Consider the following 15,839-nt stretch of genomic DNA (forward strand, 5'->3'; position numbering starts at 1 on the left):
AATAGATGCTTATTTTAACTGTTTGCTATAATTAAGGCTTTAGCATTTTTTTAATATGTAATATTGACTAAATGAAAAGGTTTCTTAATTGAAAGATAGCGCATAACATAAATTGATATATTGATTGCATAATCTAGGAGATCAGAGATATACTGTTATTTTTAATAGGAGTAATACATACATTATTATCCGCTATAAAATGGGAGCTCTTCAAAAAACTTTATTGAAGTTAGTTGAAGTGAAACCGACAATCTCCATAATTCAATGATGATATAAAATCATTGAATTATGGAAGTTGTCGGTTTTTTTTATGGAAAAAACGATGTACGAAAAAGAGTGAATGAAAATTGAAATTAAAAAAATCATCGTAATGAAAAGGAATTTTTATAGGTTATTTTCGTTTGGAAGGGAGTATTTTACATGTTAATTTCGCTGAGTTCATCAACACTGTTAACATTATTTTTTATCGCGCTTAGTGCTTCTTGGTTAAGTGGATTGTTGTTTTTACATGCAAGGATGCCTTTACGTTTTGTTCATATCCATATTGGTATTGCTGCTTTGCCTTCATTGGTTTCTTTACTTGTACTTGTTAATAACAATGGAGATAGAGTTGTGGGGCCTTGGCATCTAGATACTTTAGCTTGGTTAATGGCTTTCTTTGTTCTTACAATTGGTTTAATCATTCAGCGCTTTTCTGTACGTTACTTAATGGGGGATCGCTCATATCGAAAATACTTTGCACTTTTTACATTTACTACAGGTGTATCTTCAGTTGCATGGTTAAGTGATGATCTTCGCTTCATGATTATTTGTTGGGGCGCAACTCTTATAGGATTGGTACTACTCATAGGGCTAAATAAAGGGTGGAAAGTAGTTAGTGAAGCAACAAAAATCTCAGGCTATTTATTTACAATAAGTTGGATTGCCTTACTAGCAGCTATCATTTGGTTGTTTCAAATAACTGGACAGTGGCAGTTAACATCCGTTTTAACGAATGAAAATGTAGCTCAATTTGGAACATTGGAGAAAACAGGAATTAACTTATTGATTATAGTAGCTGTGATGATTCCAGCAGCACAATGGCCTTTTCACAGATGGTTAATTGAATCAGCTGTTGCTCCAACTCCTGTTTCTGCTATTATGCATGCGGGTTTAGTAAATGCTGGCGGTATCATATTAACTAGATTTTCGCCACTTTTTCATGATGATATTGCACAAATCATTTTACTAATTTTCTCTAGTATTTCTGTCTTAATAGGAACAGGAATTAGTTTAGTTCAAGTTGATTATAAACGTCAGCTAGTAGGATCCACTATTGCACAAATGGGATTTATGCTGATTCAATGTGCATTAGGCGCTTATTTAGCAGCTGTTATTCATTTAATTTTACACGGTTTATTTAAAGCCACACTGTTTTTACAAGCTGGTTCTTCCGTACAACGTTTTGAGGGAGTGAAGCAATCTAATAATGAAAAGATGTCCAATTTATGGATTATGTTCGGACGTGTTTTAGGATTATTTATAGCAATTGCTTTCTGGTTTACGACTTCTGGAGAGGGGTATGAATTAGTTAGTGCGTTAATCTTAGGGTGGTCATTATACTTCTCGTGGAAACAGCTTGTTGTTTTTGGAGAGGGAAGAATGGGACGAATTGCCGGCTTAATAGTTTTGAGTGGATTTTCTCTCATTTACTTTACTGTTCATAACTCTCTTTATAAATGGTTGCATACTGACATTTTTCAGAATGCTCAACCGTCGGCTTCAGCCGTTATTTTTGTTATAAGTCTCTTATTATTTGGTAGTGCTATTAGTACTCTCGTTACTCGTAATCAATCTTCTACAATATTTGCTGTAATGTATCTTTGGTTCGTTCGAGTAGGTGAAGCGAGACAAAAGTCAGTAGAAAGTCATCCAAGCTATCTGAAACATTATGTATCAAAGGGAGGTAATTCGTGATGAGCATACAGTCAATCGTAACGAAAGAAACTTTAAAAAAGAAAGATACAAACATTGATATACAAGAAAATAATATAAATGATCTAGTTACATCTGCTAGCCGAGTTATTGCGCCACTTTGGCCTATCTCTACATTTGCGGCTCATCACCCTTGGATGGGGCTTGAAAAGCAATCATTTGAACAAGTCGCAAATTGGTTAAAAGAAGCTCGTAATGTAGATATTTATCCTAGTGCCTCCATGATTCATTCGGCAAAGGCGAAAGGTGAGATTGAGGAAACATTTTTACAAATTGGCTTGTCTCGTTGGCTTGATTCACAATCTTTTCATATTCCGCGAGAGAGAGAGGAGCGTTTTTGCCAAGAAGCTTTAAAGTTAGAGAGATTACCTTCTAGTTTATTATCATCGCCAGAATTAAATAAATTCGCAAAGGAAATGAGTTATGTAAATACAGGGAGTATGGAAGACTCTTCTATGCAACCAATCAGTTCACTTATGGAGAATCAAAATGGTGACAACCTATCTGATATTCTTAATTATCACATCATTAAATGGTGTAAATTATATCTTGATGACTCCGGGGCAAGTTGGACGATGCCAAACCGTGAGAAAGGTTTTTATCGTGCATGGCACCACCTTATTACATTTGATCCAGCGCTCAGTAAAAATGAGCGTAAAGTTTTAAAAGATTGGCCACAGGATGCCCAGGGAGCTTTAACAAAAGCATTATCTGAACTAGGAATTCCTGCATCTAACAGGCAAGCTTACCTTGAAGGGCACTTACTTTCTTTGCCTGGGTGGGCAGGAATGATACGATGGCGCTCCCAACAATCAATTAAGGAACAGGCACTCGTTATAGAATATTTAGCAGTTCGAATTTCAATGGAGCTGGCTATTGTAAAACCTTATTTACCTTTAAAAAATCAAAAGGCTGAGAAAAAAGTTTCGATTGTCCCACTTATAGCTTCTTGGATCTATTGGGGGGATATTTCAACACGGGAATGGTTACAAATGTCTGCCGCTGAACAAAGCGAATTATTAGCATTTGCTTATTGTTTTGATGAAAACATTCGTAAGAAACTTTGGCTGGAAGCTTGGGAACAGACGCATGCAGAGCAATTAAAGAAGAAGATTTCTTCTAAACAACGTGCAACTAATGATAAAAAGCGTGTAGTAGCTCAATTAGCATTTTGTATTGATGTACGTTCAGAACCGTTTCGTCGCCACCTTGAAAAATTAGGTCCGTTTGAAACGTTTGGAATAGCTGGTTTCTTTGGGTTACCAATTGCGACTAGTGAACTAGGCAGTAATAACAGCCACCCTTCTTTGCCAGTTATACTAAAACCGAAACATCAAATAAAAGAGCTCACAAATGAAAGTGAACTTAAATCTTATGAGCAACGTAAGAGGGTAGGTAGTTCGGTGCGTTATACATTTAAAACGATGAAACAGAACGTACTGACAAGTATGGCGCTACCTGAGTTAAGTGGTCCTTTACTTGGTCTACAGATGGTGACAAGAAGCTTTGTCCCAAGAGGAGTTGGTGGTTTCATTCGTAACCTTCGCAAAACGATGTTACAAAAACCGGATACAACATTCTCGCTTAATCATGTTCATAACACAAAAGGTGAGATACCTATCGGTTTTACGAAAGAAGAAAAAGTGAACTATGTGCGTCAAGCTTTAAAAATGGTGGGACTGACAGAAAAATTTGCTCCTTTAGTTGTAATGTGCGGACACAGTAGTCAAAGTACGAACAATCCTTATGCTGCAGCACTTGAGTGTGGTGCGTGTGGGGGAGCAGCGGGAGGATTCAATGCAAGAGTTTTCGCTACTTTATGTAACCTTCCAGAAGTAAGAGAGGCGTTGTCTGCTGAAGGAATTAAAATTCCTGAGGACACCATTTTTGCAGCAGCTGAACATAAAACAACCGTGGATGAATTGGAATGGATTTACGTCCCAGAACTTTCGGAAGCTGCGCAAGAAGCATTTGATTGTATTGAGTCGATTATGCCAAATGTGAGCCAAGAGGCAAATAGAGAGCGTTTAACGCAATTACCAAATTTTAAAACGAAAATAAAAAATGCGAGTAAAGAGGCACATCGATTTGCAGAAGATTGGAGTGAAATACGTCCGGAATGGGGATTAGCTTGTAATGCATCTTTTATTATCGGGCAGCGTGAATTGACTCAGGATTGTGACTTAGAAGGTAGGGCTTTCCTTCATAATTATGATTGGAAACAGGATGAAAGTGGTGATATATTAGCTAACATTATAGCGGGACCAGGAACAGTAGCGCAGTGGATAAATCTACAATATTACGCTTCAACTGTAGCTCCTCATTATTATGGTAGTGGAAACAAAACAACCCAAACCGTTACGGCAGGTCTCGGTGTTATGCAGGGAAATGCAAGTGATTTGTTATCAGGCTTACCTTGGCAATCCGTTATGCAGTCAGATAGTGAGACGTATCACTCACCACTTCGTTTACTAATTGTAATTCAAGCGCCTATTGAATATATAGAACGCTTGCTAAATAATGATTTCACATTTCGAGAAAAAGTTCAAAATGGATGGGTCAGACTTGCAAGTGTTGATCCAGAGGGACGTTGGAAAAACTGGTAACAATCATGTAATGAATCATTGTTACTAGCTTAAAAGTTTTATAAATACAATCATGAAGAAGGAGTGCTATATATGAATGCAAAGAATAAAAAGGTTTTATTGTTAACAGACATTGAACACGGAATAGAGCCTATTATCCAACAAGTAACTAACATTCAACAAGAAAACATGTTGACTATACACAGCTACGATTCTGTAATTGTACATCCTTATGGAGATATAATGAGATCTATCATTATTGCTATTTATCAAGAAAATGTGGAAGAAATTTTTATTGTCGGAATAGAGGATAAAGAAACTGATGCAGTTAATCTACAAATTCAACGTGATTCCATAAAAAATAACAGGGAACTAGACTATCTCTTTGAAAATTGCATGCCTGAATTTTCAAGTGGTAGCCTTGAGGAATGGCTAAGTGGAAAAGAAAATGTTAGTGAAAATATTGAAAAGAGTATAGATATGATTCGTCATCATCCACTAGTACCTTCTAATGTTAAAGTTCATGGCTTCATGATTGATAAAACAGGTGGAAAAGAAACGGTTATTAAAATTCCTACTAATAAAATAGTTGAAAAAGTTAACTAATTTATTAAGGACAAATAAATTCTTATGTATGAATTGCTGTTGTATAATAAAATTTATTATGTTTTAAGAATCAGAAGGGGTAGCCATGCAAAATAAAATTATCGTTATGTTTCAAAAAGATTTTCGTTTATATGATAACCCAGCTCTATTTGAGGCTGCTCAGTCTGGTGAGGTCCTTCCAGTATATGTACAAGATGAAGCTTTTTCAATGGGGGAGGCATCAAAGTGGTGGTTACACCATGCAATAATAGATGTAAAGAAGCAACTTGAGGCATTTGGCTCTACTTTAATAATTCGTAAAGGAAATACGCAGGAAGAAATACTTTCTCTCATAGAGCAATTAAATATAACGGCTGTATATTGGAATATTTGTTATGATCCGGACAGATTACAATCTAATCAAAAAATGAAAATGATGTTAGAAGATGAAGGTATGATCTGTAAGGAATTTAATTCACATTTATTATTAGAGCCTTGGATTATTAAAAAGAAAGATAACACTGAATATAAGGTTTTTACGCCCTTTTATAATGCATTTCAAAAGCAGGTAATACCTAAACCTACTAGTAAAGTGCAGAGTATAAAGGGGATAAGCACTTTACCAGTGAACTTACCTGTTTCAGCGCTGCACTTGCTGCCGACTATACCGTGGACATCTCATATGGAATCAATATGGGAGCCTACAGAAGAAGGGGCATACAAAACATGTAAGAAATTTTTCTCTAGCAAATTAGTCTCTTATAGTGAAGGAAGGGATTTTCCAAATCAAAATGCTCATTCGATGTTGGCACCGTATCTTTCATTTGGTCAAATATCAGTAAAGCTAATGTATCATTACTTAATAAATAAAAGTAACGAAAAACAATGTAGTCTTTTTGAACAACAAGTGAATAGCTTTATACGTCAATTAATTTGGCGAGAGTTTTCTTATTATTTGCTATATCATTATCCATTTACAGTATATAAACCTCTTAATAAGAACTTTGAACATTTTCCGTGGAGTAATGAAGAGGAGTTATTAAGAGTATGGCAGAAAGGTGAAACTGGTTATCCGTTTATTGATGCGGGGATGAGGGAATTATGGCAAACAGGTTTTATGCATAACCGAGCAAGAATGGCTGTAGCCTCTTTTCTTGTAAAGCATTTGTTAATTCCGTGGCAAGAAGGAGCAAAATGGTTTATGGATACACTATTAGATGCTGATATTGCAAATAATACAATGGGGTGGCAATGGGTTGCTGGAAGTGGGGCAGATGCATCACCGTACTTTCGTATTTTTAACCCAATCACACAAGGGGAAAAGTTTGATAAAGATGGGGAGTATATAAGAAAATGGGTACCAGAATTAAGAGATATACCGAATAAATATATACATAAACCGTGGGAAGCACCTGAGCATATTTTACAAAAAGCCAATATAAAGCTAGGAGATACATACCCTTTGCCAGTTGTTGATCATAAGGCAGCACGAGAGAGAGCCCTTTGTGCATATAAAAGTATGAAAGAATTTATATAAAATACACGAGTCAATATGAATTTGATATGTAAAGGTTATAATGTCTATTTATGTATTAAAGTTGTATTCATTGAAAGAGCATACGAATCATATAGAGTTTCTAAAACCTTCTATTAAAAAGGAGAATGTTTATGAAAAAATCTAGTATTATAGTATTTTTACTAACATATGGTTTGTTTTATGTTTCTAGTATTGTATTTCCTATTGATCGCACTTGGTACGATGCGCTAGAAAAGCCGTCTTGGACGCCTTCTGGCATGACAATCGGAATGATTTGGGCTGTATTATATGGACTCATTGCATTATCCGTTGCAATTATTTACAACAAATATGGATGTAAGCCAAAAACATTTTGGTTTATATTCCTTTTAAATTATATGTGCAATCAAGCGTTCAGCTACTTTCAATTCAGTCAAAAAGATTTATTTTTAGCAACAGTAGATTGTTTACTAGTCGCTATTACTACGTTGATTCTTATTGTGTTTTCTTCTAATTTATCTAAAGTATCGGCATGGTTGCTAATCCCATATTTTTTATGGGCTGCATTTGCTACATATTTATCTTGGACAATTTACAGTATAAATTAAAGAAGTAAATAAAAACTTGAGCATAATAAAAATGCTCGAGTTTTTATGTTTATTAATGATAATCTAAAATATAGAATATATACATCTTAGGGAGGTCGTCTTTGTGAAGAAATGGATAAAAATTACGCTGTACTCTTTACTTGGTATTTTACTTATAGGAAGTATTAGTTTTTTTGTTTGGTCTCAGTTTAGTTACAAACCGACGAAAGAGGCTTTGTCGTTAGTGGAGGATAAAAAAGATGAAGATCATATAGTTTTTGGAGAGAAAGATGCTAAAATAGGGGTTATTTTTTATCAAGGAGCTAAAGTAGAAGCTGAGGCTTATAGTTACTTAGGGGAAGCACTTGCAAAAGATGGATATTTTGTAGTAATGCCTAAGTTACCATTAAACTTAGCGATACTTGGAATCGATGAGGTAGACAGTGTAATTGAAAAGTATCCTGAAGTTCAAAAATGGTATGTTGCTGGGCATTCAATGGGAGGAGCTATGATTTCTAAGTATGCCTTTCAACATGAAGAAAAAGTAGGCGGAATCATTTTCTTAGGTTCTTATCCCGCAGATGATTTCTCTACGAAATCGATTCCGATGCTATCTATTTATGGAGAAGTAGATGCTTTAGCAACTGTAGAAAAAATAGAGAACAATAAAAAGTTCATGTCAAAGAATACAACTATGCATATGATAAAAGGGGGAAACCATGCTAATTTTGGCATGTATGGTGAGCAAAAGGGTGATAATGCGAGTTTAATTACTTCAAAAGCACAACGAGATGAAACAGTGAAAGTAATTGAAGAATGGTTATTAAAACAATGAATTTGATAAATTTATCAAAAGAATGCTTCACCCTTAAGTTAACACAGTGATAGACGGGAGAGGTAATAAAAAGCCAACTCATTGAACTGCACCCCAATTGTTAGACACAGTCTAACAATTGGAGGTGCAGTTTTTTTATGACAAAATTTACGAAGGATTCAAGGTTAAAGCTCGTTCAAGGATTTAATCCAAAAACAATTTCTCAAGCAGAATATGCAAAACAGATGCATATTACAAATGCGCAATTTCAATACTGGTTGCGCTTATACGAACTCCATGGAGAAGAAGGTTTACACGAGGTCTATACAAATTACACCGTAGAGTTTAAACTAAACGTACTAAATTTTATGGCTCAATCGGGTATATCGTTAATGGATACAGCGGCTATATTCATGATTCCTTCTTTTACAACGGTTTATCACAATGGAAGAAGCAATTTGAATTAGGTGGCTTAGATGCCCTTGAACCAAAGAAAAAGGGGCGTCCATCCATGAAAAATAAAAACACAAAACAGGATACGAAAAAAATTCCGGCAGAAGGTTCAGTTGAAGCGTTACAAGCTGAATTAGAACGCTTACGTATGGAAAACGCGTATTTAAAAAAGTTGAATGCCTTAGTTCAAAACAAGGAAAAATCACCAAACAAGATAAGGCACAAGTAGTCTATGAATTAAGGCATGAGTTTCAAGTGAAAGAATTAGTAAAGTTAGCGGGTATCCCTCGAAGCACATATTACTTTTATGTAAAACAAATGGATAGAATCGATCCAGATGCGGATTTAAAAGTAGAAATTAAAGCGATTTATGATGAACACGAAGGTCGTTATGGATATCGTCGTATTCGTGATGAATTAGCCAACCGTAATCAAATAGTGAATCATAAAAAGGTGCAACGAATTATGAAAGAGTTAGGTTTAAAATGCCTTGTACGTATGAAAAAATATAAATCTTATAAAGGAACGGTTGGTAAAATTGCACCCCATATTTTAGAGCGTAATTTTACGGCAGATGCGCCAAATGAAAAATGGGTAACCGATATTACGGAATTTAAATTATTCGGTGAGAAACTTTATGTATCCCCTGTATTGGACTTGTATAATGGTGAAATCATTACTTATACAATTGGCTCTAGACCAACATACTCACTTGTTTCAGAAATGTTAGAGACAGCATTAGAATGTTTACCTGAAAGTCACCAACTATTGATGCATTCAGATCAAGGTTGGCATTATCAAATGAAACAGTACCGTCACGCATTACAAGAAAGAGATATCGTACAAAGTATGTCTCGTAAAGGCAACTGTTACGACAACGCAGTAATGGAGAATTTCTTTGGAATCATGAAGTCTGAATTTCTCTACATAAAAGAGTTTGAAAGTGTAGAGCATTTCGAAATAGAATTAGAAAAATATATAGATTATTATAATACCAAACGGATAAAGGCAAAATTAAAAATGAGTCCGGTACAATACCGGACTCACTTTTATCAAGCTGCCTAATGAACTAACCGTGCCTAACTTTTAGGGGTCACTTCATACGAGTAGGCTTTTTTATTTATCTGCTATTTCCAATCGCCCTCGAATTTTCTCCGGAATATCCTCTTCAGTGATAATGTCGTAAGAATACACATACTTTCCTTTCACATGAATTTTTAAGTAAGTTTTTCTTATAAAATCATTAGGGGTGTTCGTCCCCACTTTATATTCTCTCTCATTCCTTAATTCATCAACACCGTTTAGCGAGTACATAGCTCTTCCTTTATGATGGTAATCGGGAACGCCATATCCTTTCGCAATGGCGTATACATTTTTTTCTTCAGCAATCGGATTAAATCTGTCTAAATCCCCGCGTAATATGAAGGGTAGTAAGTATATAGGAAGACATATTCCTACTATGCAAATTACAAATTTCTTCATGATCGTTTCTCCTCTTGTTCATTTACATGCTTCAGTATAGAAAAAAATTCTTATGAATAAAGGGAGATTTTCTTAAGTTTTTCTTAAAAAGAGTTGTAAGGTTATTTTAACCAAAATTTTCATAGAAATACCTTTAAAAAGAACGTGAGTTCGTATATAATAAGAACAAATGTTCTTTTGTGAGGAGTGATAACCTTGTATGATTATTCTCTTTTACCGAATCGTATTATTTTATGTGTAGATCTTCGTAGCTTTTATGCAAGCGTGTCATGTATTAAAAAAGGACTTGATCCACGATATACAAAATTGGCTGTCGTAGGAGATGTAAACCGGAGTGGATCAATTGTATTAGCGGCAACACCACCATTAAAAGCGTTAGGAATTAAGAAGATGGCACGGTTGTACGAAATACCGAAGCGGCCGGATATTATTATTGTGAATCCGATTATGCATACGTATATGAAGTGTTCAACTTATATAACAGGATTAGCTTTACAGTATGTTGCGCCGGAAGATTTTCATCAATATAGTATCGATGAGTTTTTCATGGATATGACCGCAAGTATTCATTTGTTTGCGAGTAATCCGCGTGAGTTTGCATTAAAATTTAAGAGAGAAATATATGAACGTACGCGAATTGAAAGTACGATTGGTATTGGTCCGAATTTATTATTGAGTAAAGTAGCGATGGATGTGGAAGCAAAAAAGAATCGCGATGGAATAGTGCAGTGGACATATGACGATATACCCGAGAAGTTATGGGACATTAGACCGCTCAGTAAATTTTGGGGTATATCGTATAAAACGGAAATGAAATTAAATCGAAAAGGTATACATACGATTGGGGATTTAGCAGAGTACCCATTGAAGTATTTAAAACAATCATTTGGTGTAATAGGAGAAGAATTACATTTACATAGTAATGGGATTGATTTTAGCAGAATAGCAGAGAAATATGTTCCAGCGACAACATCTATAGCAAAAAGCCAAATATTATTTCGTGATTATGCGATAGAAGAGTTCACCGTTATTTTATTAGAGCATATAGAGGAAGTTTGTTACAGGTTGAGACGAGAAAAGAAATGCGCGCAAACGATCCATTTTTCAGTCGGATATAGTAAGGAATACGGAGGAGGAATAAAAAAAGCACATACGTTAAACAGAGCAACAAATGTAACGATGGATATATATAATGTTTGTACCTATTTTTTATACGAGAGACATACAGGAGAACCGATACGATCAATAAGTATTTCACTAACTAATTTAATAAATGAAGGAGAAGAGCAAATTTCACTTTTCGATAACATTATACAAAGAGAAAAAGAAATGCGATTAACGAAGGTCATGGACGAAATTCGAACACGATTTGGTAAGAACAGTATTTTACGTGGGATTTCCTACACAAGCGTCGCAACAGCAAGATATAGAAACACATTATTAGGAGGGCACAAATCGTGAAGAATGCTAATATGCCAAAAGGAAGAGGTATGGTAAAGTGGCAACCGTTTGCTAGTATGCCAGAGCAGTTCGCCTGTATTAAAGAAATGATACAGGAGCAAACAAAGGTTTCGCGTCCAATCTTAACACAAGATGCAAAAGAAAGAATTGAAAATAAACTGTTAATTTCATATTTAGGTGAGGAAGAGGTTTTACTTACATATTATAAAAATGGCTATCTATATAAAAATTACATAACAGTAGCTGATATAAATCCATTAAATGAGACGATTATTTGTACTGATGCTTTTCATAATCAAAGAATATTTAAGTTTGGTGATGTAATTGGGGTTGATTAAAGTATGTTTCTAGGCAATAGGCTCATTTTTAAACTTATTGCCTAGAACGATTCGTTCATCTACCAATCATTCTGAAGGGGAAAATCTGGAACGTTTAGCATTTGTATTTTCTAAGAGAAAGGTTAATAATCTTATCTTTAACGAATGTACCGAAAGAAATTTTTTCCTCAAGCATGTGAAAGATGATAGCCCAATGGTGGGGCGGAGACGAAAAGTTACTTTCGTCGTGGAACTGAGAAGCCCCACTGTTCATGATTTAAATTGCATAGTATTAGCTACTTATTATTTTGAGTGTAAGTGTATATCTTTTAAGAGGATATACCAAGTTCTTTTATTTAGATAATTACTTGAAACTTGAATGGGAAAAACATGATCAAGCCCCCATTCTAATTCGTTTATTTCATTCTCAAGTCCTGTTGGATAGAGGAAAAGGATCTTAAAATTATTTTTAACAATATTTGATAAAATTGTTTGTAATTTTAGCGCTTCAGTCAAGCTTCCACCCCATCTAACAAATAAAATAGATTGAGAATTATGAAGTTTTTCGTAAAAATTATCAATTCTTCGATCTAATTTTTGTTTAAAATCATGGTATGTGATGAACCAATCTTCATTTGGAATAACAGGGAAATCGTGATAAGATGTTACGTTATATTTTGTGTCTTTTATAATATGAGAAAAAACAGGTTGTATCACGCCATCATTAAACACAACATTTTGATCCGGCATTGCGTGCATGTTTTTTAAATCCATAAAGTCTACAAAATTATTTTTCAATAATTTGTTGATAGAAGAAAGATTCGGTGATACAAACCAATCTAGAGGACCTGAAAATTTCCGCAGCTTATATTTTTTTAGATGGATAGCAGTATAACAATTTTCCCCTAAACTAATAACATCATCATACATTCCTTGAAGCCCTTTCATTTCCAATACAATCATCCTTTTTTAGAAAAATTAGAAGGTATATATAAATTCTAAAAAGCGTTATTATGACACAGAATATGCTTCTGAAAAATAGGAGAAATGATTCATTATAAATAATATATGTATGAATAAAAGCTCCTGTGAAAAGGCTCACAGGAGGATAAAATAAAGCATATTTCGGGTTGTATACCATTTGTTGAGGTAAGAATTGTGTGTGACAATTCATGGCGTTTCTATAATAAAGCGGGAAAACAGAAATACATTGAAGTTAGTTGTGAGTAAATAATAATTTAAAATTAAACGGAAATAAGAAGCCCCAGTTGCTTCATTATGCAACTGGGGCATTTTTTAATCTCTTCCTAACTTAATTATACCACGTAAATAAAGTTCGAAATAGACTGTTTCTTCTCATGTACTACTGCTACAATCAAGAACACATGCATAGTAAGGAGAGGTGCCAAATGAGTTCTTTCGTTCTCGATTTTCAGGAAATAGAAAAAACACAGCTTTCACTTGTTGGTGGAAAAGGATTGAATTTAGGAGAGTTATCCAACATGCAAGGTATACAAGTGCCAGAAGGATTTTGTGTTACAACGGTAGGATATGAAAAGGCCATCGAGCAAAATGAAGAGCTTCAAACTTTGTTGCAGCAGCTAACAAAGTTGAAACGTGAAGACCGAGCTCAAATTGGTGAAAGTAGTAAGAAGATTAGAGAAGTTATTATGGCAGTAGAAATCCCTTCTGATGTAGTGGAAGCGGTAGCTCATTATCTCTCACGTTTTGGAAATGAACATGCGTATGCCGTGCGTTCTAGTGCTACGGCTGAAGATTTACCGTATGCCTCGTTCGCTGGTCAACAAGATACGTATTTAAATATTATCGGGAAAGAAGCGATTTTGCAGTATGTAAGAAAGTGCTGGGCTTCTTTATTTACAGAGCGAGCAGTCGTGTACCGTATGCAAAATGGTTTTGAACATAACCAAGTTTCTATAAGTGTTGTCGTTCAAAAAATGGTATTCCCACAGGCCTCGGGCATTTTATTTACTGCTGATCCGATTACTTCTAACCGGAAGGTGTTATCAATCGATGCCAGTTTTGGACTTGGTGAAGCGTTAGTATCAGGACTCGTCTCTGCCGATAATTATAAAGTAAAAGAAGGCGAAATCGTCGATAAGGTGATTTCAACTAAAAAAGTAGCTATCTATGCCTTAAAAGAGGGCGGAACAGAAACGAAACAGATTGATCCAGCTCAGCAAAAGCTTCCAACATTGTCTGAACAACAAATTTTACAACTAGCACAGATCGGAAGACAGATTGAAGCTTATTTTGGTAGTCCGCAAGATATCGAATGGTGTTTAGCTGGGGATACATTTTATATTGTCCAAAGTCGCCCAATCACGACTTTATATCCAATACCAGAAGCAAATGATGGGGAAAATCATGTGTATGTATCGGTTGGTCACCAGCAAATGATGACCGATCCTTTGAAGCCATTAGGAATGTCCTTATTCCAGTTAACATCTTTTGGACAGAGGTTTCATGCTGGGGGAAGGTTGTTTGTTGACGTTGCACAAAGATTGGCTTCGCCTACTAGTAGAGAACTTTTATTAAATACGATAGGGAATTCGGAACCACTTATTAAAGATGCATTAACGACTGTAGTCGAGCGAGATGATTTTATTACATTGTTACCGGATGGTGAAACAGAAAAGAGTGTTGGTAAAAGTGGGTCACCTGTAAGCTCGCAACCAGAAATCGAAAATGATCCGGCAATCGTTACGAATTTAATACAGACTAGTCAATCGTCAATCGAAGAGTTAAAACAAAACATGCAAACGAAATCAGGGGTGGATGTACTTGATTTTATTTTGGAAGATATTCAGCAATTAAAGAAAATACTATTTCATCCGCAAAGTATGGCTGTCATTATGGCAGGTATGAATGCTTCAACATGGATCAATGAAAAAATGGAGCAATGGCTAGGTGAAAAGAATGCAGCAGACACGCTTTCTCAATCGGTACAAAATAATATTACGTCTGAAATGGGGCTAGCATTACTCGATGTTGCTGATGTGATTCGGCCTTATCCAGAAGTCATTGCGTATTTACAATGTATAGAAGATGATAGCTTTTTAGATGAATTAGTTCAATTTAAAGGCGGGGAAAAAGCTCGAGAGGCAATCGATGCTTTTCTAAATAAATACGGAATGAGATGTAGCGGAGAAATTGACATTACGAAAACGCGCTGGAGTGAAAAGCCAACTACAATTATCCCGATGATTTTAAATAATATAAGAGACTTTGAATATGGTGCGAGTAAGCGGAAGTTTGAAGAAGGACTACAGGAAGCTTTGAAAAAAGAAGAAGAATTATTAGATCGATTGCAGCAATTGCCGGATGGAAAACAAAAAGTAGAAGAAACGAAGCGAATGATTCGTAATATCCGTAATTTTATCGGTTATCGTGAATATCCAAAATACGGCATGATTAATCGTTATTTCATATATAAGCAGGCGTTACTGAAAGAAGCTGAGCAACTTGTGAAAAATAAGGTTGTTAATGAAATAGAAGATATATACTATCTAACTTTTGAAGAGCTTCACGAAGTTGTCCGCACAAATAAACTAAATTACGAGCTTATTCATAAACAAAAAAATGATTACAAATTATATGAAAAACTAACGCCTCCGCGTGTAATGACGTCTGATGGAGAAATCATTACAGGTAAATATAAACGAGAACACCTCCCAGCTGATGCGATTGTAGGTTTGCCTGTTTCTTCAGGAGTTATAGAGGGAAGAGCACGCGTTATTTTAAACATGGAAGATGCGAATTTAGAAGAGGGCGATATATTAGTTACTGCTTTTACTGATCCGGGCTGGACACCGTTATTTGTGTCTATAAAAGGGTTAGTCACTGAAGTTGGTGGACTCATGACACATGGAGCAGTGATTGCACGTGAATATGGATTACCAGCAGTTGTTGGGGTAGAGAATGCTACAAAATTAATAAAAGATGGGCAACGAATTCGGGTACATGGAACAGAAGGGTATATTGAAGTGTTGTAGTTGTGTTTAAAATGAAAGATCATCCGCTATATGTAGTGGATGATCTTTT

At 35.3% G+C, this 15,839-nt stretch carries 11 protein-coding genes and 1 pseudogene; 10 read left to right on the plus strand and 2 right to left on the minus strand.

The features are described from left to right. Positions 1–420 precede the first annotated feature (420 nt). The 7 genes and pseudogenes from QCI44_RS12385 to QCI44_RS12415 all read left to right on the plus strand — a co-directional run bounded on the left by QCI44_RS12385 (position 421) and on the right by QCI44_RS12415 (position 9,579). Positions 421–1,956, plus strand: a complete 1,536-nt coding sequence (locus tag QCI44_RS12385; RefSeq protein ID WP_116363701.1) for an NADH dehydrogenase subunit 5 — start codon at positions 421–423, stop codon at positions 1,954–1,956. Next, a complete protein-coding gene (locus QCI44_RS12390) occupies positions 1,956–4,580 on the plus strand; it encodes a DUF2309 domain-containing protein (RefSeq protein ID WP_353811157.1) in 2,625 nt (874 codons plus the stop codon). Before QCI44_RS12385 ends, QCI44_RS12390 begins: the two co-directional genes overlap by 1 nt. Before the next feature lie 72 nt (positions 4,581–4,652). Beyond that, positions 4,653–5,165 carry a carbonic anhydrase gene (locus QCI44_RS12395; protein ID WP_016087264.1) on the plus strand — a complete coding sequence of 171 codons (513 nt, stop codon included), beginning with the start codon at positions 4,653–4,655 and terminating at the stop codon, positions 5,163–5,165. Positions 5,166–5,250: 85 nt separating this feature from the next. After that, positions 5,251–6,681: a cryptochrome/photolyase family protein gene (locus tag QCI44_RS12400; RefSeq protein WP_016134860.1), complete on the plus strand. Its 1,431-nt coding sequence runs from the start codon at positions 5,251–5,253 to the stop codon at positions 6,679–6,681. A gap of 131 nt (positions 6,682–6,812) precedes the next feature. After that, on the plus strand, positions 6,813–7,268 hold the full coding sequence (locus tag QCI44_RS12405) for a TspO/MBR family protein (protein ID WP_016087267.1): 456 nt from the start codon (positions 6,813–6,815) through the stop codon (positions 7,266–7,268). A gap of 103 nt (positions 7,269–7,371) precedes the next feature. After that, positions 7,372–8,082 carry an alpha/beta hydrolase gene (locus tag QCI44_RS12410; RefSeq protein ID WP_016087268.1) on the plus strand — a complete coding sequence of 237 codons (711 nt, stop codon included), beginning with the start codon at positions 7,372–7,374 and terminating at the stop codon, positions 8,080–8,082. A 137-nt stretch (positions 8,083–8,219) separates the two neighbouring features. Next, positions 8,220–9,579: pseudogene (locus QCI44_RS12415) on the plus strand (IS3 family transposase). 51 nt (positions 9,580–9,630) lie between these two features. On the opposite strand, the gene QCI44_RS12420 reads toward QCI44_RS12415, so the two are convergent. Further along, a complete protein-coding gene (locus QCI44_RS12420; RefSeq protein ID WP_353811158.1) occupies positions 9,631–9,996 on the minus strand; it encodes a YxeA family protein in 366 nt (121 codons plus the stop codon). A gap of 195 nt (positions 9,997–10,191) precedes the next feature. Between QCI44_RS12420 and QCI44_RS12425 the strand changes: the two genes are divergently transcribed. Together QCI44_RS12425 and QCI44_RS12430 are read left to right on the plus strand one after the other, a co-directional pair. Then, positions 10,192–11,457 (plus strand): Y-family DNA polymerase, encoded by a 1,266-nt coding sequence (locus tag QCI44_RS12425; protein WP_098486860.1) that lies wholly within the window; start codon positions 10,192–10,194, stop codon positions 11,455–11,457. Continuing rightward, positions 11,454–11,795: a YolD-like family protein gene (locus QCI44_RS12430; RefSeq protein ID WP_016136762.1), complete on the plus strand. Its 342-nt coding sequence runs from the start codon at positions 11,454–11,456 to the stop codon at positions 11,793–11,795. Before QCI44_RS12425 ends, QCI44_RS12430 begins: the two co-directional genes overlap by 4 nt. 282 nt (positions 11,796–12,077) lie before the next feature. Here QCI44_RS12430 and QCI44_RS12435 read toward each other — a convergent pair whose 3' ends face one another. Beyond that, positions 12,078–12,737, minus strand: coding sequence for a DUF1796 family putative cysteine peptidase (locus tag QCI44_RS12435; protein ID WP_353811159.1), 660 nt, complete (start codon positions 12,735–12,737; stop codon positions 12,078–12,080). Between the two features lie 446 nt (positions 12,738–13,183). Between QCI44_RS12435 and ppsA the strand changes: the two genes are divergently transcribed. Then, positions 13,184–15,790: a phosphoenolpyruvate synthase gene (gene ppsA, locus QCI44_RS12440; protein ID WP_116363719.1), complete on the plus strand. Its 2,607-nt coding sequence runs from the start codon at positions 13,184–13,186 to the stop codon at positions 15,788–15,790. Positions 15,791–15,839 lie beyond the last annotated feature (49 nt).

This window comes from Bacillus cereus group sp. RP37 (genome assembly GCF_040459695.1).
In the GTDB taxonomy this organism is placed as follows: domain Bacteria; phylum Bacillota; class Bacilli; order Bacillales; family Bacillaceae_G; genus Bacillus_A.